Source organism: Cytobacillus sp. FSL H8-0458 (assembly GCF_038002165.1).
GTDB lineage: Bacteria > Bacillota > Bacilli > Bacillales > Cytobacillaceae > Cytobacillus.
Map to the genome: position 1 here is coordinate 4,158,876 of NZ_JBBOBR010000001.1, position 17,276 is coordinate 4,176,151.

Annotated in this window: 15 protein-coding genes, 2 tRNA genes, 3 rRNA genes and 1 other RNA gene; 5 read left to right on the forward strand and 16 right to left on the reverse strand. The window is 47.3% G+C overall.

The window, feature by feature from the left end:
* Positions 1-8 precede the first annotated feature (8 nt).
* The 4 genes from NYE23_RS20990 to NYE23_RS21005 form a co-directional block, all read right to left on the reverse strand.
* Positions 9-449, reverse strand: a complete 441-nt coding sequence (locus NYE23_RS20990) for a YaaR family protein (RefSeq protein WP_341080468.1) — start codon at positions 447-449, stop codon at positions 9-11.
* 42 nt (positions 450-491) lie between these two features.
* Complete coding sequence (locus NYE23_RS20995; RefSeq protein WP_009336682.1) at positions 492-821, reverse strand: cyclic-di-AMP receptor; 330 nt, start codon at positions 819-821, stop codon at positions 492-494.
* Positions 822-976: 155 nt separating this feature from the next.
* Positions 977-1,603, reverse strand: a complete 627-nt coding sequence (tmk, locus tag NYE23_RS21000) for a dTMP kinase (RefSeq protein WP_341080470.1) — start codon at positions 1,601-1,603, stop codon at positions 977-979.
* A 20-nt stretch (positions 1,604-1,623) separates the two neighbouring features.
* Complete coding sequence (locus NYE23_RS21005; RefSeq protein WP_341080472.1) at positions 1,624-3,060, reverse strand: aminotransferase class I/II-fold pyridoxal phosphate-dependent enzyme; 1,437 nt, start codon at positions 3,058-3,060, stop codon at positions 1,624-1,626.
* Positions 3,061-3,318: 258 nt separating this feature from the next.
* On the opposite strand from NYE23_RS21005, the gene NYE23_RS21010 reads away from it, so the two are divergent.
* Positions 3,319-3,522 carry a sigma factor G inhibitor Gin gene (locus NYE23_RS21010; RefSeq protein ID WP_341080474.1) on the forward strand — a complete coding sequence of 68 codons (204 nt, stop codon included), beginning with the start codon at positions 3,319-3,321 and terminating at the stop codon, positions 3,520-3,522.
* A 151-nt stretch (positions 3,523-3,673) separates the two neighbouring features.
* Here NYE23_RS21010 and rrf read toward each other — a convergent pair.
* The 12 genes from rrf to tadA all read right to left on the reverse strand — a co-directional run bounded on the left by rrf (position 3,674) and on the right by tadA (position 13,701).
* A 5S ribosomal RNA gene (gene rrf, locus NYE23_RS21015) occupies positions 3,674-3,790 on the reverse strand.
* A 204-nt stretch (positions 3,791-3,994) separates the two neighbouring features.
* A 23S ribosomal RNA gene (locus tag NYE23_RS21020) occupies positions 3,995-6,930 on the reverse strand.
* Positions 6,931-7,087: 157 nt separating this feature from the next.
* Positions 7,088-7,163 (reverse strand) — tRNA-Ala (locus NYE23_RS21025).
* 11 nt (positions 7,164-7,174) lie between these two features.
* Positions 7,175-7,251: transfer RNA gene (locus NYE23_RS21030), tRNA-Ile, on the reverse strand.
* Between the two features lie 216 nt (positions 7,252-7,467).
* Positions 7,468-9,018 (reverse strand): 16S ribosomal RNA (locus NYE23_RS21035).
* Together the 16S, 23S and 5S rRNA genes with 2 tRNA genes alongside form the textbook arrangement of a ribosomal RNA operon.
* A gap of 275 nt (positions 9,019-9,293) precedes the next feature.
* A complete protein-coding gene (locus NYE23_RS21040) occupies positions 9,294-9,557 on the reverse strand; it encodes a pro-sigmaK processing inhibitor BofA family protein (RefSeq protein ID WP_035333490.1) in 264 nt (87 codons plus the stop codon).
* Between the two features lie 122 nt (positions 9,558-9,679).
* On the reverse strand, positions 9,680-9,898 hold the full coding sequence (locus NYE23_RS21045; protein ID WP_341080476.1) for a YaaL family protein: 219 nt from the start codon (positions 9,896-9,898) through the stop codon (positions 9,680-9,682).
* Positions 9,899-9,915: 17 nt separating this feature from the next.
* Positions 9,916-10,512, reverse strand: coding sequence for a recombination mediator RecR (recR, locus tag NYE23_RS21050; protein ID WP_009336775.1), 597 nt, complete (start codon positions 10,510-10,512; stop codon positions 9,916-9,918).
* A gap of 126 nt (positions 10,513-10,638) precedes the next feature.
* Complete coding sequence (locus NYE23_RS21055; RefSeq protein WP_048011083.1) at positions 10,639-10,962, reverse strand: YbaB/EbfC family nucleoid-associated protein; 324 nt, start codon at positions 10,960-10,962, stop codon at positions 10,639-10,641.
* Positions 10,963-10,984: 22 nt separating this feature from the next.
* The gene (gene dnaX / locus NYE23_RS21060) at positions 10,985-12,682 is read right to left on the reverse strand and encodes a DNA polymerase III subunit gamma/tau (RefSeq protein ID WP_341080478.1); all 1,698 of its coding nucleotides are present in this window, start codon (positions 12,680-12,682) and stop codon (positions 10,985-10,987) included.
* Positions 12,683-12,817: 135 nt separating this feature from the next.
* Positions 12,818-13,082, reverse strand: an RNA gene (gene ffs, locus NYE23_RS21065) — signal recognition particle sRNA large type.
* Between the two features lie 79 nt (positions 13,083-13,161).
* A complete protein-coding gene (gene tadA / locus NYE23_RS21070; protein ID WP_341080480.1) occupies positions 13,162-13,701 on the reverse strand; it encodes a tRNA adenosine(34) deaminase TadA in 540 nt (179 codons plus the stop codon).
* 76 nt (positions 13,702-13,777) lie between these two features.
* On the opposite strand from tadA, the gene NYE23_RS21075 reads away from it, so the two are divergent.
* The 4 genes from NYE23_RS21075 (at position 13,778) to NYE23_RS21090 (ending at position 17,183) form a co-directional block, all read left to right on the forward strand.
* Positions 13,778-14,353: an isochorismatase family cysteine hydrolase gene (locus NYE23_RS21075; protein ID WP_341080482.1), complete on the forward strand. Its 576-nt coding sequence runs from the start codon at positions 13,778-13,780 to the stop codon at positions 14,351-14,353.
* 46 nt (positions 14,354-14,399) lie between these two features.
* Positions 14,400-15,686 carry a glycoside hydrolase family 18 protein gene (locus NYE23_RS21080; RefSeq protein ID WP_341080485.1) on the forward strand — a complete coding sequence of 429 codons (1,287 nt, stop codon included), beginning with the start codon at positions 14,400-14,402 and terminating at the stop codon, positions 15,684-15,686.
* A 190-nt stretch (positions 15,687-15,876) separates the two neighbouring features.
* Positions 15,877-16,518, forward strand: a complete 642-nt coding sequence (locus tag NYE23_RS21085) for a deoxynucleoside kinase (RefSeq protein WP_163145280.1) — start codon at positions 15,877-15,879, stop codon at positions 16,516-16,518.
* Positions 16,515-17,183, forward strand: a complete 669-nt coding sequence (locus NYE23_RS21090; protein ID WP_035333477.1) for a deoxynucleoside kinase — start codon at positions 16,515-16,517, stop codon at positions 17,181-17,183. The genes NYE23_RS21085 and NYE23_RS21090 overlap by 4 nt, the downstream gene beginning before the upstream one ends.
* Positions 17,184-17,276: the final 93 nt, after the last annotated feature.

The window sequence follows — 17,276 nt, forward strand, 5'->3', positions numbered from 1 at the left end:
TCACTCACTTACATATATAAATTTATTAGGAGTCCCTTAATTTCTCCGACTTTCCCTAATATATCAATAGAAGATTCTTCTTTTTTCATTAATTCATCTGTCAGCTCTGAAAGCTTTTCATCTACCGTTTCCACGACTTTCAGAGACCGGCCCTGTCCATGCTGGTTCCAGCTGTGCGATTGCCTCAGCTCCATTCCAAAATCAACCGCTTCCTTCACAAATCGTTTCACAAGCGTTTTAAATTTGGCCAGATCCTTAAAGGTTCTGGAGCGGGCAAGCCGTTCCCCTGCGGCATCTATATCCTTTAACAGACCCTGAAGCTGGGAAGCCTGCATTTTCCGGTCCTGCTTCTGCACGATTTCAGAAAATTTAACGCCGTTCCCGGCCGCCTGCTTCTGCTCATTGCGGACATTTTCCATCTTGAGCCGAAGTTCCTGATTAATTTTCATACCTGATCCTCCGCAAAGGGCTCTAGGCTCCCTTTGTATTTATTAAAAATGATGGAATTGCTCGACTGGCAGAACAAACACTGTCGCACCGCCAACCTCAACCTCAACAGGGTATGGCACATAAGAATCAGCGTTTCCGCCCATCGGCGATACCGGTGCAACCAGCTGGTCTCTTGCTCTGCAATTTTCCTTAATAATCTGCAGGGCTCTCTCCACACGGATATCCTCTGTCCCGATCATGAACGTTGTATTGCCTGATTTCAAGAATCCGCCCGTGCTGGCCAATTTTGTCGCACGAAAGTTATTGTCAACCAGCGCATTCATTAGCTTATTGCTGTCCTGATCCTGAATGACTGCCAGAATTAATTTCATAAGCCCATCCCCTTTACAAGTTTTCATCCGTTTTGTCTTACTTTTATTATATCAATTATTTTATCTTCAAGCAGAAATTAAGGGAATACAGAAAAAATAATTTTAAAGCTTGTAAAAAAAAAACCTTAAAGATATCCCATCTTTAAGGCGAGTTTTTATATTCGTTCTTTCAGCTTGCTCTCCGCTTGCTGATACACTTCCTCCAATGGCTTTGAAGCATCAATCTTAAAGATGCGCTCCGGGTAAAGCTCCATTAGCTTCAGATAGCCCTCCCGCACTTTATGATGAAAATCGAGCTTTTCCAGGTCCAGGCGGTTCACTTCCCGTCCTTTATGCTGATTGATTCTTTCCAGCCCGGCCTCAGGTTCAATATCAAAATACAGTGTCAGTTCAGGCATCATGCCTTCAATGGCAAAGCTGTTGATCGAGTAGACCTCCTCAATGCCAAGTCCTCTTGCATAACCCTGATAGGCAAGAGAGCTATCAATAAACCGGTCACATAAAATGATATATCCCTCATCCAGTGCCGGCTTTACTTTCTCAGCCAGGTGCTGCCTTCTGGCTGCCGCATACAGCAGAGCCTCTGTTCTCGGGTCCATCTTTGTATTCTTTTTATCAAGTATGACACTTCGAATTTGCTCAGCAATCTCGATTCCGCCAGGCTCTCTTGTCTGAAGTACCTGATAGCCTTCCTCTGCCAGATTGCTTGCCAGCATATCAATAATCGTTGTCTTTCCGGCACCCTCAGGTCCTTCGACCGTAATAAACTTACCTTTTTTCATTTTACTTCCTCCAGCTGCTGTTATAGATCATCATAAATGTTAATGCTGCCTGCTTTTATATTGTCTCCATTTTGAAACCGCGCTCCGGCCTGAATTTGTAATGTGATGTTTGCTATATCTTCGCTCTCAATGATTTCACCCGGGTATAAGAGCGGAATGCCTGGCGGATAAGGAGTTACCTGCTGAGCGCATATTTTGCCGGCCGCCTCTTCCAGTGCCACCGTTTTAATGATGTGCTGACTCTGTTCCTTTTGCTCAAGGGCAAGGCCGGAAACAGGCTTTTTAATGAAAGTGATTCTTTCCTGGCGGTTTGCCGGTCCGTATGATGTCAATTCCTCTTTCAAACATTCAATCACCCGGTCAAATGGATAATCCATATCGTTCTTCAAAAGAGGCGAAACAAAAAGGACATTATTGGGATCCGCCATTTCCGTAAAGATCCCGTGCTTCTCCAGAAGAGTCTGCAGGTCAAATCCGCTGAGTGAGGTTTCCGACTGAATGGTTACCTTTAAAGGGTCGCCTTTGTGATATTGAAATGGCAGTACCTTAATGCCTTTAACACTGTTTAGATCCTTCCTGAAACGCCCGATTTTTTTTAGCAGTGCTTCCTCATCCTTTTTCGAAAATGAAGCTAAATAAGCCCTTGCCAAATCAAGAGAAGCCATAATCGGATAGGAAGGGCTGCTTGATTGGAGTATCCCCAGATAGTTGGACACTTTCTCTTCCTTTATAAAACGGCTGTTAAAATGCAAATAAGCACCCATTGTCATAGCAGGCAACGTTTTATGTGCCGATTGTACAGTGAGATCTGCCTGCAGCTGAACGGCCGATGCGGGAAAATGGCTCCCGCCTATTAAATGCGCTCCATGCGCCTCATCCACCAGCACCGGAATACCATGATTGTGGGCGTACTTAATAATATTTTCAAGATCGTATACCATTCCATAATAATTCGGATAGGTTAAGATGACTGCTTTTGCCTCCGGATATTGCCTGATCGCCTCTTTAAGCGTTTCTAAAGCCACTCCCCCGGCGACGCCCCACTCATCATTAAACTCAGGCGCTAAAAAGACAGGCTTCGCCTTAGCCAAAGCAATGCCATTAAGGATGGACTTATGGCAGTTCCTCTGGACCAGTACAGTCTCATTTTCCTCTGCTGCTGACAGGACCATGGCAAGATTCCCTGCAGTCGATCCGTTCACAAGGAAAAAGCTTTTTGAAACTCCATACAGGCTGGCAAGCAACTCTTGCGCCTCCAGGATGACTCCTTCAGGAGAATGCAAATCATCCAGTCCGCTGAGCTCCGTAGCATCGAGCTCTAAAATATGTTTAAAATAATCTGCTCCCTCACCGCCTGCAAGAAACCCGTTCTTATGGCCCGGCACATGAAAGGATAACGGCTGGTGTGAAGCATGTATTTGTAATTGATTCCATAATGGAGTGTTTTCCTGATTCATATGTTCATCACTTTCCTATGATTCTTCTTCTATTTTAACAAAACAAGTATGTAACTGCTACATATGGCCGATATCTGCGCCAGTCCCTGAAGCATCTGGCAAAATAATAAAAGAAATCCTTTATAGACATACACCCAAATTAGATTTCCATCATACAATATTAATCAAGTAACCTCAGAAAAAACCGTCAATGAATATTCGAAAAATTGTATACAATACAATTGATCTGGGCAGAATAAGTGTATGGAGGTGGAGTGATTGGGTTCGCTATTAGCAAAGAAACAGGCAGGGGAAGAATGTGTCATATGCGAGCAGGCAAAAACCAGGGGAATACATCTATACACTTCTTTTATCTGCACAGATTGTGAAAATGATTTACTCACCACGGATACAAATCATCCAAAATATAATTATTACTTAAAGAAACTGCGGAAAATAACAATGCCGGAGATATTTTCTTGAAATGTAAGCCCTTTGATAGGGGCTTTTTATTTTTTTGCGGCTGCGGGGGCAGCTGGTGTTTGGGTTTCTGCATGCTGGGAATGTGGGCACGATGATTCAGATACCTATCATTCCACACAAAAAAGAGCACCCAACAGGTGCTCTTTCATTTGCCCGGCAGCGTCCTACTCTCACAGGGGGACAGCCCCCAACTACCATCGGCGCTGAGAAGCTTAACTTCCGTGTTCGGTATGGGAACGGGTGTGACCTTCTCGCTATCGCCACCGGACTATTTGGTTTGAAGAAACTTCGTTCCCTCAAAACTAGATAATGTATGAAGAAGCAGTTGCCGAGTATTCACCAATGACTTGTCTAGCTTCGGCTCCTAACTTCTTGGCCGTTTCGATCCGTCCCTCCAAATCCCAAAACCAGGATTTGAATGGCCGGCTCTCCAACGTCTCTCGAAGTTGAACAGTCGCCTCCGCTTTTCGTTTTGGTTAAGTCCTCGATCGATTAGTATCAGTCAGCTCCACATGTCGCCACGCTTCCACCTCTGACCTATCAACCTGATCATCTTTCAGGGATCTTACTAGCTTGACGCTATGGGAAATCTCATCTCGAGGGGGGCTTCATGCTTAGATGCTTTCAGCACTTATCCCTTCCGCACATAGCTACCCAGCGATGCCTTTGGCAAGACAACTGGTACACCAGCGGTGCGTCCATCCCGGTCCTCTCGTACTAAGGACAGCTCCTCTCAAATTTCCTGCGCCCACGACGGATAGGGACCGAACTGTCTCACGACGTTCTGAACCCAGCTCGCGTACCGCTTTAATGGGCGAACAGCCCAACCCTTGGGACCGACTACAGCCCCAGGATGCGATGAGCCGACATCGAGGTGCCAAACCTCCCCGTCGATGTGGACTCTTGGGGGAGATAAGCCTGTTATCCCCGGGGTAGCTTTTATCCGTTGAGCGATGGCCCTTCCATGCGGAACCACCGGATCACTAAGCCCGACTTTCGTCCCTGCTCGACTTGTAGGTCTCGCAGTCAAGCTCCCTTGTGCCTTTACACTCTGCGAATGATTTCCAACCATTCTGAGGGAACCTTTGGGCGCCTCCGTTACTTTTTAGGAGGCGACCGCCCCAGTCAAACTGCCCACCTGACACTGTCTCCCGCCCCGATCAGGGGCGCGGGTTAGAATTTCAATACAGCCAGGGTAGTATCCCACCGACGCCTCCACCGAAGCTGGCGCTCCGGCTTCTCAGGCTCCTACCTATCCTGTACAAGCTGTACCAAAATTCAATATCAGGCTACAGTAAAGCTCCACGGGGTCTTTCCGTCCTGTCGCGGGTAACCTGCATCTTCACAGGTACTATAATTTCACCGAGTCTCTCGTTGAGACAGTGCCCAGATCGTTACGCCTTTCGTGCGGGTCGGAACTTACCCGACAAGGAATTTCGCTACCTTAGGACCGTTATAGTTACGGCCGCCGTTTACTGGGGCTTCGATTCAAAGCTTCGCTTGCGCTAACCTCTCCTCTTAACCTTCCAGCACCGGGCAGGCGTCAGCCCCTATACTTCGCCTTGCGGCTTCGCAGAGACCTGTGTTTTTGCTAAACAGTCGCCTGGGCCTATTCACTGCGGCTCATCAGGGCTATTCACCCTAATGAGCACCCCTTCTCCCGAAGTTACGGGGTCATTTTGCCGAGTTCCTTAACGAGAGTTCTCTCGCTCACCTTAGGATTCTCTCCTCGCCTACCTGTGTCGGTTTGCGGTACGGGCACCTTTTCCCTCGCTAGAGGCTTTTCTTGGCAGTGTGGAATCAGGAACTTCGGTACTAAATTTCCCTCGCCGTCACAGCTCAGCCTGTGTGGTAACGGGATTTGCCTCGTTACCGGCCTAACTGCTTGGACGCGCTAATCCAGCAGCGCGCTTACCCTATCCTCCTGCGTCCCCCCATTGCTCAAACGGTAAAGAGGTGGTACAGGAATATCAACCTGTTGTCCATCGCCTACGCTTTTCAGCCTCGGCTTAGGTCCCGACTAACCCTGAGCGGACGAGCCTTCCTCAGGAAACCTTAGGCATTCGGTGGATGGGATTCTCACCCATCTTTCGCTACTCATACCGGCATTCTCACTTCTAAGCGCTCCACCAGTCCTTGCGGTCTGGCTTCAACGCCCTTAGAACGCTCTCCTACCACTGACATCGAAAGATGTCAATCCACAGCTTCGGTGATACGTTTAGCCCCGGTACATTTTCGGCGCGGAGTCACTCGACCAGTGAGCTATTACGCACTCTTTAAATGGTGGCTGCTTCTAAGCCAACATCCTGGTTGTCTAAGCAACTCCACATCCTTTTCCACTTAACGTATACTTTGGGACCTTAGCTGGTGGTCTGGGCTGTTTCCCTCTTGACTACGGATCTTATCACTCGCAGTCTGACTCCCATGGATAAGTCTTTGGCATTCGGAGTTTGTCTGAATTCGGTAACCCGATGGGGGCCCCTAGTCCAAACAGTGCTCTACCTCCAAGACTCTTACTACATGAGGCTAGCCCTAAAGCTATTTCGGAGAGAACCAGCTATCTCCAGGTTCGATTGGAATTTCTCCGCTACCCACACCTCATCCCCGCACTTTTCAACGTGCGTGGGTTCGGGCCTCCATCCAGTGTTACCTGGACTTCACCCTGGACATGGGTAGATCACCTGGTTTCGGGTCTACGACCACATACTCATTCGCCCTATTCAGACTCGCTTTCGCTGCGGCTCCGTCTTATCAACTTAACCTCGCATGTAATCGTAACTCGCCGGTTCATTCTACAAAAGGCACGCTATCACCCATTAACGGGCTCTAACTACTTGTAGGCACACGGTTTCAGGATCTCTTTCACTCCCCTTCCGGGGTGCTTTTCACCTTTCCCTCACGGTACTGGTTCACTATCGGTCACTAGGGAGTATTTAGCCTTGGGAGATGGTCCTCCCTGCTTCCGACGGGATTTCTCGTGTCCCGCCGTACTCAGGATCCACTCTGGAGGGAACGAAGTTTCAACTACAGGGCTTTTACCTTCTCTGGCCGGCCTTTCCAGACCTGTTCATTTACCTCGTTCCTTTGTAACTCCGTGTAGAGTGTCCTACAACCCCAGGAGGCAAGCCTCCTGGTTTGGGCTAATCCCGTTTCGCTCGCCGCTACTCAGGGAATCGCGTTTGCTTTCTCTTCCTCCGGGTACTTAGATGTTTCAGTTCCCCGGGTCTGCCTTCCATATCCTATGTATTCAGATAAGGATCCCATCCCATTACGGATAGGGGGTTTCCCCATTCGGAAATCTCCGGATCAAAGCTTACTTACAGCTCCCCGAAGCATATCGGTGTTAGTACCGTCCTTCATCGGCTCCTAGTGCCAAGGCATTCACCGTGCGCCCTTTCTAACTTAACCGTATTTGACAGGTTCATCGAAGATGAACAAGATCAAAGGTTTTTAACTCTATTTAACATAGAGAATTTACTAAGATGGCGATTACTCGGTTATTGCTTCTTCAATAACATTATCTAGTTTTCAAGGAACAAAAAATAACGAATGGCATCGTTATGGTTGGTGGAGCCTAGCGGGATCGAACCGCTGACCTCCTGCGTGCAAAGCAGGCGCTCTCCCAGCTGAGCTAAGGCCCCATTATATGAGATGGTGGGCCTAAATGGACTCGAACCATCGACCTCACGCTTATCAGGCGTGCGCTCTAACCAGCTGAGCTATAGGCCCACATAACAGGATTCGAAAAATGATAAGCTGCATATCTCTGTGTCAGTTCTCTCACTGCGCTCCTCACGTACCTCCGTACGCTCCGGTGCTCGTTCGGTCGCTTCCTTGATCTATTTGCTTCTCATTTCTCTCATTTTTTTAGTATGAAAGTTTGAGGATTCATCCCTCAAAACTGAACGAACAAAGAGCGTCACGTCTCTTGTAAATATTCCTTAGAAAGGAGGTGATCCAGCCGCACCTTCCGATACGGCTACCTTGTTACGACTTCACCCCAATCATCTGTCCCACCTTAGGCGGCTGGCTCCAAAAGGTTACCCCACCGACTTCGGGTGTTACAAACTCTCGTGGTGTGACGGGCGGTGTGTACAAGGCCCGGGAACGTATTCACCGCGGCATGCTGATCCGCGATTACTAGCGATTCCGGCTTCATGCAGGCGAGTTGCAGCCTGCAATCCGAACTGAGAATGGTTTTATGGGATTCGCTTAACCTCGCGGTTTCGCAGCCCTTTGTACCATCCATTGTAGCACGTGTGTAGCCCAGGTCATAAGGGGCATGATGATTTGACGTCATCCCCACCTTCCTCCGGTTTGTCACCGGCAGTCACCTTAGAGTGCCCAACTGAATGCTGGCAACTAAGATCAAGGGTTGCGCTCGTTGCGGGACTTAACCCAACATCTCACGACACGAGCTGACGACAACCATGCACCACCTGTCATCCTGTCCCCCGAAGGGGAACGCCCTATCTCTAGGGTTGTCAGGAGATGTCAAGACCTGGTAAGGTTCTTCGCGTTGCTTCGAATTAAACCACATGCTCCACCGCTTGTGCGGGCCCCCGTCAATTCCTTTGAGTTTCAGCCTTGCGGCCGTACTCCCCAGGCGGAGTGCTTAATGCGTTTGCTGCAGCACTAAAGGGCGGAAACCCTCTAACACTTAGCACTCATCGTTTACGGCGTGGACTACCAGGGTATCTAATCCTGTTTGCTCCCCACGCTTTCGCGCCTCAGCGTCAGTTACAGACCAAAGAGTCGCCTTCGCCACTGGTGTTCCTCCACATCTCTACGCATTTCACCGCTACACGTGGAATTCCACTCTTCTCTTCTGCACTCAAGTTCCCCAGTTTCCAATGACCCTCCCCGGTTGAGCCGGGGGCTTTCACATCAGACTTAAAGAACCGCCTGCGCGCGCTTTACGCCCAATAATTCCGGACAACGCTTGCCACCTACGTATTACCGCGGCTGCTGGCACGTAGTTAGCCGTGGCTTTCTGGTCAGGTACCGTCAAGGTACCGGCAGTTACTCCGGTACTTGTTCTTCCCTGACAACAGAGTTTTACGATCCGAAAACCTTCATCACTCACGCGGCGTTGCTCCGTCAGACTTTCGTCCATTGCGGAAGATTCCCTACTGCTGCCTCCCGTAGGAGTCTGGGCCGTGTCTCAGTCCCAGTGTGGCCGATCACCCTCTCAGGTCGGCTACGCATCGTGGCCTTGGTGAGCCGTTACCTCACCAACTAGCTAATGCGCCGCGGGCCCATCTGTAAGTGATAGCGAGATGCCATCTTTCAGCTTTTCCTCATGTGAGGAAAAGAGTTATCCGGTATTAGCCCCGGTTTCCCGGAGTTATCCCAGTCTTACAGGCAGGTTGCCCACGTGTTACTCACCCGTCCGCCGCTGACTTCAGGGAGCAAGCTCCCATCTGTCCGCTCGACTTGCATGTATTAGGCACGCCGCCAGCGTTCGTCCTGAGCCAGGATCAAACTCTCCATATAAGAGTTGATTAAGCTCGTTTTGTCTTTTCAAAAAAGACTAATGATTAAACGTTGACGTTTTGTTCGTTCAGTTTTCAAAGATCAATCCGCCGCAGAAGCGACTTTATTAATATATCATTCTCACGATTCAATGTCAACATCTTTTTTATAAGTTGTTTTTTTCATCTCGTCGTGGTGACGACCTTTAATATATTATCACCGTCGAAAAGAACTGTCAACAGAAATACTAAAAAAGATTCAAAAATAAAAACAGCCGCATAAGAACGGCTGTAAAATTAAATAATCCATGTCTGTATAGCAACAAGAGCAAACAATCCGGGAATGCCCAGAAATCCGGAAATGGCTGAAGTGGCAAGGTTTATAGGAACATGAATGCCAATCTGATTGCCAAATGCATTTAAGAAAAATAATAAGAGTGCTCCTATGATCAGTTTAATGGCTCCCTGCCCTATGAATCTTACTGGTTTTACCGGGGCTCCTATAAATAGAAGCAATAAAATTAATCCTCCCAGAATGGAGATCACTACGATAGGATCCAAACGAAAAATCCTCCTCTCAGGAAACTTGTACTACTAATTTATGATTAGTGTGTACAAAAAAGACCTTAGAGGAGGACAAGTATTTTGTTTATGGACGATTTTCTTTCCGCTAAATAGATAACTTACATTCTGACTTTGACATTTCTCTTTTTAGCTTCCCTGAATAGAAAAAAGTATTTCGCTTCGGCCAGCTTGGCCTGACTGATTGCCTCCGGGGAGGGATCAAAGCTTTTTTCCACCAGCGATTTCTGGTTGTTCCAATCTGTTTTCAATCTGTTCAGCTGCTCCAGAAGCTTCTCATCAAACTCGTTTCGAAGCCATTTTTTTCTGCGAAAAAACATATATTCCGCCTCCGTGCTTAAACTTCTCTTCTTCCCTCTAACGCTTTTGAGAGCGTTACTTCATCCGCATACTCAAGGTCTCCGCCTACCGGCAGGCCATGTGCGATGCGGGTAGCTTTTATGCCGGACGGCTTGATCAGGCGGGAGATGTACATGGCTGTTGCTTCCCCTTCAATATTCGGATTGGTGGCAAGAATAATCTCCTGGACCGTCTCATCCTGAAGCCTTTTCAGTAAATCAGGAATATTGATATCTTCAGGGCCAATCCCATCCATCGGAGAAATCGCTCCATGGAGGACATGATACAGCCCGTTGTATTCCTTCATCTTTTCCATGGCAATCACGTCTTTCGGATCCTGGACCACACAGATGACCGACCGGTCGCGTCTCTGGTCCTCACAAATATAACAAGGATCCTGGTCCGTGATATGGCCGCAGACAGAGCAGTAAGACAAATTTCTTTTCGCATTGACCAGTGCTTTCGCAAAATCCAGCACAGTATCTTCCTTCATGCTTAAAACAAAAAACGCCAGACGCGCAGCCGTTTTCGGGCCGATTCCGGGCAACTTCATAAAGCTGTCAATCAGCTTGGATATCGGTTCAGGATAATGCATGTATGTTTCCTCCTATATGAAAAGGAAAAGCGCCGCGAGCATGATGGCCTGATGGATATTCCATCAGGCTATGTTCGCTGGCGCCCGGCCTGTCCGTGCTTTTAAGCACTCCTTCAGGACGTTTGATTAAAACATTCCCGGCAGGTTCATTCCTTTAGTAAATTGGCCCATCGTATCGTTTGTTAAATCTTCCGCTTTTTTCAGTGCATCGTTAGTTGCCGCCAGGACAAGGTCCTGAAGCATTTCGATATCTTCCGGATCCACAACTTCCTCTTTAATATTTACTTCTAAAACTTGTTTATGTCCGGATACAACGACAGTCACCATTCCGCCGCCGGCTGTTCCTTCAATTCTTTTTTCGCCAAGCTCTTCCTGTGCCTGTGCCATCTTCTTTTGCATTTTCTGCATTTGCTTCATCATATTTTGCATATTTCCCATTCCACCGCGCATTTTACATACCTCCAGCTAGTTTCTATTCTTTAATTTCAATTAGTTCAGCGCCAAATAACTTGACCGCTTCAGCCACATGAGGCTCTTCCTCATTTCCGCCGAAGCTCCCGCCAGACTCATCTCCGTCACGCTGGCTGCGCAGGAAATCCTCCCTGACACTTTGCCATTGTTCATCCGGAATGCCGACCAGCTGCAATCTCTTTCCTAAAAGTTCAAACAGGACATTCGCCAAAGTATCCAGGAATTTCGCATTATCCATGGCCATCTGACAATGAATTTCATATTTGAATTTTACAATAAGAGCTGTTTCCGATGCGGCTACAGGCTCTGCTTCATTGAGAAGAGCTGCCTGGGAGCGCATCTGGTTTTGAACAAGCAGGTTCAGCATTTCGCCCCAGCGGCTCTTTACAGCCACCAGGTCGTTTTTAGTTGCCTGCTTCAGTACTTCATTCACTTTCCCGACTGGTGCCTGGAATCCTTTGCGTGAACTTCTCTGCGGCTTTTTCTGTACAGCAGGAGCTCCATCGTCTTTCACCGCTATGCCGTTTTTCTTTAATTCAGCAAGCTCGTGCTGAAGCTGTTGGATTTGCTGCATCAGCGGCTTAATGTCTGCAGCCTGTCCTGGTCTCTCCCGCTGTTCAAGCTGGCACAGCTTCACAATCGCCACTTCCAGGAAAATTCGCGGATGGTTGGTCCATCTCATTTCCTGCTGTGCCTTGTTCAGCACTTCAATCAGCTCATAAAGCTCTTCAGGCTCCACTTCCCCGGCAAGCTGCTGGAAGTCCTCATCGAGCATAACTCTTTCCAATGATTCCTCGAGCCTTGGAGCCGCTTTATATAAAAGCATATCCCGGTAATACAGGATAAAGTCCTCTATAAAGCGGGATGGATCTTTCCCCTGAAAAAGGAGCTCCTCCAGAAATTCCAGCCCGGACGCTGCATCCCTGTCTTTAACCGCTCTTGCCAGTTTATTTAAAAACCCCTGCGACACCGCACCTGTTACAGACAGGGCATCTTCAACTGTAACGCGATCCTGGCTGAAGGAGATCGCCTGATCAAGCAGACTGAGCGCATCACGCATACCGCCTTCTGCGGCTCTTGCGATGATCTGCAGTGCCTGCTCCTCATAGGCTGCATCTGTTTCATCCGCAATCAGCTTCATTCTTCCTGTTATCGCCTGAGCCGTAATCCGCTTGAAATCGAATCGCTGGCACCGGGAAATAATCGTCAGAGGAATTTTATGAGGCTCCGTTGTGGCTAAAATAAAAATAACATGCTTAGGCGGCTCTTCAAGCGTTTTTAACAGGGCATTGAAGGCTCCAATTGAAAGCATATGCACCTCATCGACAATGTAAACCTTGTATTTTACAGCGTTCGGGGCATATTTTACTTTGTCCCTGATATCCCTGATTTCTTCTACACCGTTATTGGATGCAGCATCGATTTCAATGACATCAGGAATTGATCCGTCTGTAATCCCTCTGCAGGCCGAACACTCATTGCACGGTTCAGTAACAGGTGCCTTCTCACAGTTAACAGCCTTTGCAAGTATTTTTGCCGCACTCGTTTTACCGGTTCCGCGGGGGCCGGAAAACAAATAGGCGTGTGATATCTTCTCCTGAAGCAGGGCGTTTTGCAAAGTCTTTGTCACATGTTCCTGCCCGACAACATCGATGAACTGCTGCGGGCGCCAAACACGATATAAAGCTTGATAACTCACTGACACGCCCCCTTCCTATGTATAGTCCTTCATCTATTATAACGTATCTAAATTCCTTTTTACAAAACCTAGAGCAAAAAATACAACAAAAAACCCACCCCGCAAAAGGATGAGTTTTAATAACAATATAAACTGCCGTGCACCTTCCGTCGACTGGCGCCCATAGGCGTTACTTAAGCAGTTAGCTCGGCCCAGGCAACCCTGCGGCACATGGGAGCGTCCACTTAATGCTGCTTCCTTCCGGACCTGACATGATTCATGGATTCCCATTGCGCAGGACCCGGGCGTCAACACCACTTACTTAAGGCAGGCCCTACAGGACACCAGCCTCGGGAAGGGATTCAGCCTCGCTAGAGCGGATTGCGAGTACAGGGCACCGCTACCTCCCCGCCTAGCACGGCAAAGTTGATACCATATTTAGGTGCGTCTTTGTCCGACGCATTTATAAGTATACTAACAATCAGGAAAAAAAGCAATGCCTAACCAATGTCAATTCCTGTATCCTGTTCCATCTGCAGCAATTGCCTTCTCTTTTTTTTCTCTTCTTTCTTGCGCTTTCGCAAGTTCCGGAAAAAGCTCGAAAGCATTTCGCCGCATTCTTCTTCCAGCACCCCTGCGACGACTTCACTCTGATGATTGAACCGCTCATCCTGCAATAGGTTCATGAGCGTCCCGGCACAGCCGCCTTTCGGATCCCTGGCTCCATACACCACCTTCTGGATGCGCGACAGAATTATGGATCCCGAACACATCGGGCAGGGCTCCAAAGTTACATATAGGACGGCATTCTCCAGCCGCCAGGTTCCGAGCTTTTTGCACGCCTGATCAATGGCCAAGAGTTCCGCATGCGCGATCGCAGTCTGATTTACTTCTCTCAGGTTGTGGGCCCGGGCAATAATCTCCCCGTCCAGAACAATGACTGCGCCAATTGGAACCTCCTCCAGCCCTTCAGCAAGCTTAGCTTCCTTGATTGCCTCCCGCATATACAATTCATCTTCAGTGAATGATTCCTGAATCAAATATCTTCATTCCTTCTCTTAACATCTGTGTAAAAGCTGCCCCTTTTACGAAAAATACTCTTAAAGGAGCGATTCGATGAAAAATCCGCAAGCCTATAAACCGGCTCTTATCATTATTGACATGATTAACGACTTTCATTTTCACCATGGAAAAATCCTTGCTGAAAAAGCTTTGAATATCATAAAACCCATCAATGAGCTAAAGACCGCATTCCATGAACAGGATCTCCCGGTTATTTACGTGAATGATCATTATAACCTCTGGAAGGCTGATCTCGATACGATTATGAATTATTGCCGCAATCCTGTCAGTGAGCGTATCCTTCATGAAATACACCCGTCGCCGGATGATTATTTTTTAATAAAGCCAAAGCACTCCGCTTTTTATGGCACTGCCCTAAATACTCTCCTGCACCAGCTCGGCGTCAATCTGCTTGTTATGACGGGAATCGCAGGCAATATCTGTGTCCTGTTTTCAGCCAATGACGCTTATATGAGAGAATACCGTCTGCATATACCGCATGACTGCACCGCTTCCAACGATGACCATGATAATGAAAATGCCTTAAAGATGATGAGAAACGTATTAAAAGCCAATATATCTTCCTTCTCTGAAAACAATTATAACATTTCTTCCCTGTTTCCTTCATAAAATGGCAGTAGTGTTTTAAGATGTGTTTTTCAGGGAGGGAGATAGATTGCAGATTCATGTTGTCCAGCAAAACCAGTCTTTGTTCGGCATTGCCCAGGCATATGGAACGACAGTTGAAGATCTCGTTGAAGCAAATGAAGTTCCCAATCCAAATAATCTGGTGATCGGCCAGACACTGGTTATTCCGATAATAGGAAGCTTTTATTGGGTGCAGCCCGGTGACAGCCTTTACTCGATTTCAAGAAGGTTCGGCATTCCTTATCAGCAGCTGGCATCAGTCAATGGCATTTCAGTAAGCCAGCCGCTTCAGGTGGGGTTCCGTCTTTATATCCCGCCCCGCCCGAAAACGAAAGCAGAATTCAATGCCTATGTGGAGCCAAGAGGCAATACAGTCGCCCCTGAACTGGAGGAAAGTGCAAGAGAGGCCGCGCCTTATCTGACCTATCTGGCGCCATTCAGTTTCCAGGCTCTCCGCGATGGTTCTTTGAAGGAGCCGCTTCTGAATGATTTCCCTGCCATAGCGAGAGCCAATAATAATGTACTGATGATGGTGATCACCAATCAGGAAAACGATCAGTTCAGTGACGAACTCGGCAGAATATTGTTAAATGATATGGCGATTCAGAATAAATTCCTGGATAACATTACAGCCACAGCTAAAAAATACGGCTTCAGGGATATTCATTTTGACTTCGAATTTCTGCGCCCGCAGGACCGGGAAGCTTATAACAATTTTCTCAGAAAAGCGAAGGCAAGATTCAGGCAGGAAGGCTGGCTGATTTCCACAGCATTGGCCCCGAAAAAAAGCGCCGAACAGAAAGGGCTCTGGTATGAGGCCCATGATTATAAAGCCCATGGGGAGATTGTAGATTTTGTGGTCATCATGACCTATGAATGGGGCTACAGCGGCGGTCCGGCGATGGCCGTTTCCCCGATCGGGCCCGTGAGACAGGTATTGGAATATGCAATCAGCGAAATGCCATCTTCAAAAATCATGATGGGCCAGAATTTGTATGGCTATGACTGGACGCTCCCGTTTGTTCAGGGCACCACCGCAAAAGCCGTCAGTCCGCAGCAGGCCATACAGATCGCAGCGGAAAATAATGTAGCCATTCAATATGATTACAAAGCACAGGCTCCGTTTGTCAACTACACAGCACCTGACGGGAAAAGACATGAGGTCTGGTTTGAGGATGCCCGCTCCATCCAGGCGAAATTCGACTTAATCAAAGAACTGAAGCTGCGGGGAATGAGCTACTGGAAGCTCGGCCTGTCTTTCCCGCAAAATTGGCTTCTGATTACGGAAAACTTCGATGTGACAAAAAGAGCATGATCACTCAGCAGCTGCCGCTTACAGGCAGCTTTTTTAATTTTCTAATTATATACTCTTATTTTCTTATTTCCAGCTGAAATTCCATATCCCTTCCACTCCATACTGTGATAAAATAAGCTTTGTGTCATTTTTGGAACGTACCTATAAATGGTTTCTATAGATAAATAAGCAATGCAGGAGGACGATCACTATGGGGGGAATACCTTTTATTACAGTAGAGGGACCGATTGGCGTTGGGAAAACATCTCTCGCTAAAGCAATTTCTGAGAAATTTCAGTATGCCTTATTAAAAGAGATTGTTGATGAAAATCCTTTTTTGGGCAAATTCTATGAAAACATTGAAGAATGGAGCTTTCAAACTGAAATGTTTTTCCTCTGCAACCGCTATAAACAGCTGGTTGATATCAATAATCATTACTTAGCTCAAAATAAGCCTGTTGTGGCTGATTATCATATTTTCAAGAATCTAATCTTTGCCCAGCGCACTCTGAATCAGACTGAATATCAGAAGTATTTGAAGATCTACGACATTCTGACAGGTGATATGCCAAAGCCGAATGTCATCATCTATCTTAATGCCAGCCTCGAAACACTGCTCGACCGAATCGAGCTGAGAGGCCGTGAAATTGAAAAGAATATCAGTCCGTTATATCTCGAGCAGCTATCCCTCGATTATGAAACAGCCATGAATGAGTTCGAAAGGCAGCACCCGGATATTCCGGTCATCCGCTTTAATGGAGATCAGCTGGATTTTGTTAAAAATGAAGCAGACTTAATGCATATATTCGATACCTTATCGACATCATTAAAAAAGAGGAGCATACACTTATGAATCTAAGGCAGAAATATGAGATTCCTTCAAACGCCGTCATTACCATTGCCGGAACAGTTGGAGTCGGGAAATCAACAATGACCAATGCGCTTGCGGACGCACTGGGGTTCCGAACCTCTTTCGAAAAGGTTGATACAAACCCTTACCTCGATAAATTCTACGCAGATTTCAACCGCTGGAGCTTTCACCTGCAGGTATACTTCCTGGCTGAACGCTTCAAGGATCAGAAGCGCATTTTCGAATATGGCGGCGGCTTTGTTCAGGACCGCTCCATTTATGAAGACACAGGCATCTTTGCTAAAATGCATTATGAAAAAGGCACGATGTCCAAAGTCGATTATGAAACCTACACCAGTTTATTTGATGCGATGGTGATGACACCATACTTCCCGCACCCTGATTTGCTTATTTACCTGGAAGGCTCGCTTGATGACATTCTTTCACGCATCCAGGAGCGCGGCCGTCCGATGGAGCAGCAGACACCTATTTCCTACTGGGAAGAAATGCACCAGCGCTATGAAAATTGGATCAACAGCTTTAACGCATGCCCGGTTCTGCGCCTGAATATCAATGATTATGACATCATTCAGAATGAGCAATCCATTGAGCCGATTGTGGAGCGCATTTCTTACTTCTTAAGACAAACTCAACTATTGAAAAAATAACCGCCATTATCGGCGGTTTTTTCTTTGAACACACAAAAAAACCGCTGATGCTATCAGCGGTTTTATGTATCTCCAATATTTATGCGCGTGTTA

What these genes read in the sequence shown, in the direction of transcription:
- NYE23_RS20990 (WP_341080468.1), bottom strand. Translation starts at nt 449, where the DNA reads ATGAAAATTAATCAGGAACTTCGGCTCAAGATGGAAAATGTCCGCAAT.
- NYE23_RS20995 (WP_009336682.1), bottom strand. Translation starts at nt 821, where the DNA reads ATGAAATTAATTCTGGCAGTCATTCAGGATCAGGACAGCAATAAGCTA.
- tmk (WP_341080470.1), bottom strand. Translation starts at nt 1,603, where the DNA reads ATGAAAAAAGGTAAGTTTATTACGGTCGAAGGACCTGAGGGTGCCGGA.
- NYE23_RS21005 (WP_341080472.1), bottom strand. Translation starts at nt 3,060, where the DNA reads ATGAATCAGGAAAACACTCCATTATGGAATCAATTACAAATACATGCT.
- NYE23_RS21045 (WP_341080476.1), bottom strand. Translation starts at nt 9,898, where the DNA reads ATGTTTTTTCGCAGAAAAAAATGGCTTCGAAACGAGTTTGATGAGAAG.
- recR (WP_009336775.1), bottom strand. Translation starts at nt 10,512, where the DNA reads ATGCATTATCCTGAACCGATATCCAAGCTGATTGACAGCTTTATGAAG.
- NYE23_RS21055 (WP_048011083.1), bottom strand. Translation starts at nt 10,962, where the DNA reads ATGCGCGGTGGAATGGGAAATATGCAAAATATGATGAAGCAAATGCAG.
- NYE23_RS21075 (WP_341080482.1), top strand. Translation starts at nt 13,778, where the DNA reads ATGAAAAATCCGCAAGCCTATAAACCGGCTCTTATCATTATTGACATG.
- NYE23_RS21085 (WP_163145280.1), top strand. Translation starts at nt 15,877, where the DNA reads ATGGGGGGAATACCTTTTATTACAGTAGAGGGACCGATTGGCGTTGGG.
- NYE23_RS21090 (WP_035333477.1), top strand. Translation starts at nt 16,515, where the DNA reads ATGAATCTAAGGCAGAAATATGAGATTCCTTCAAACGCCGTCATTACC.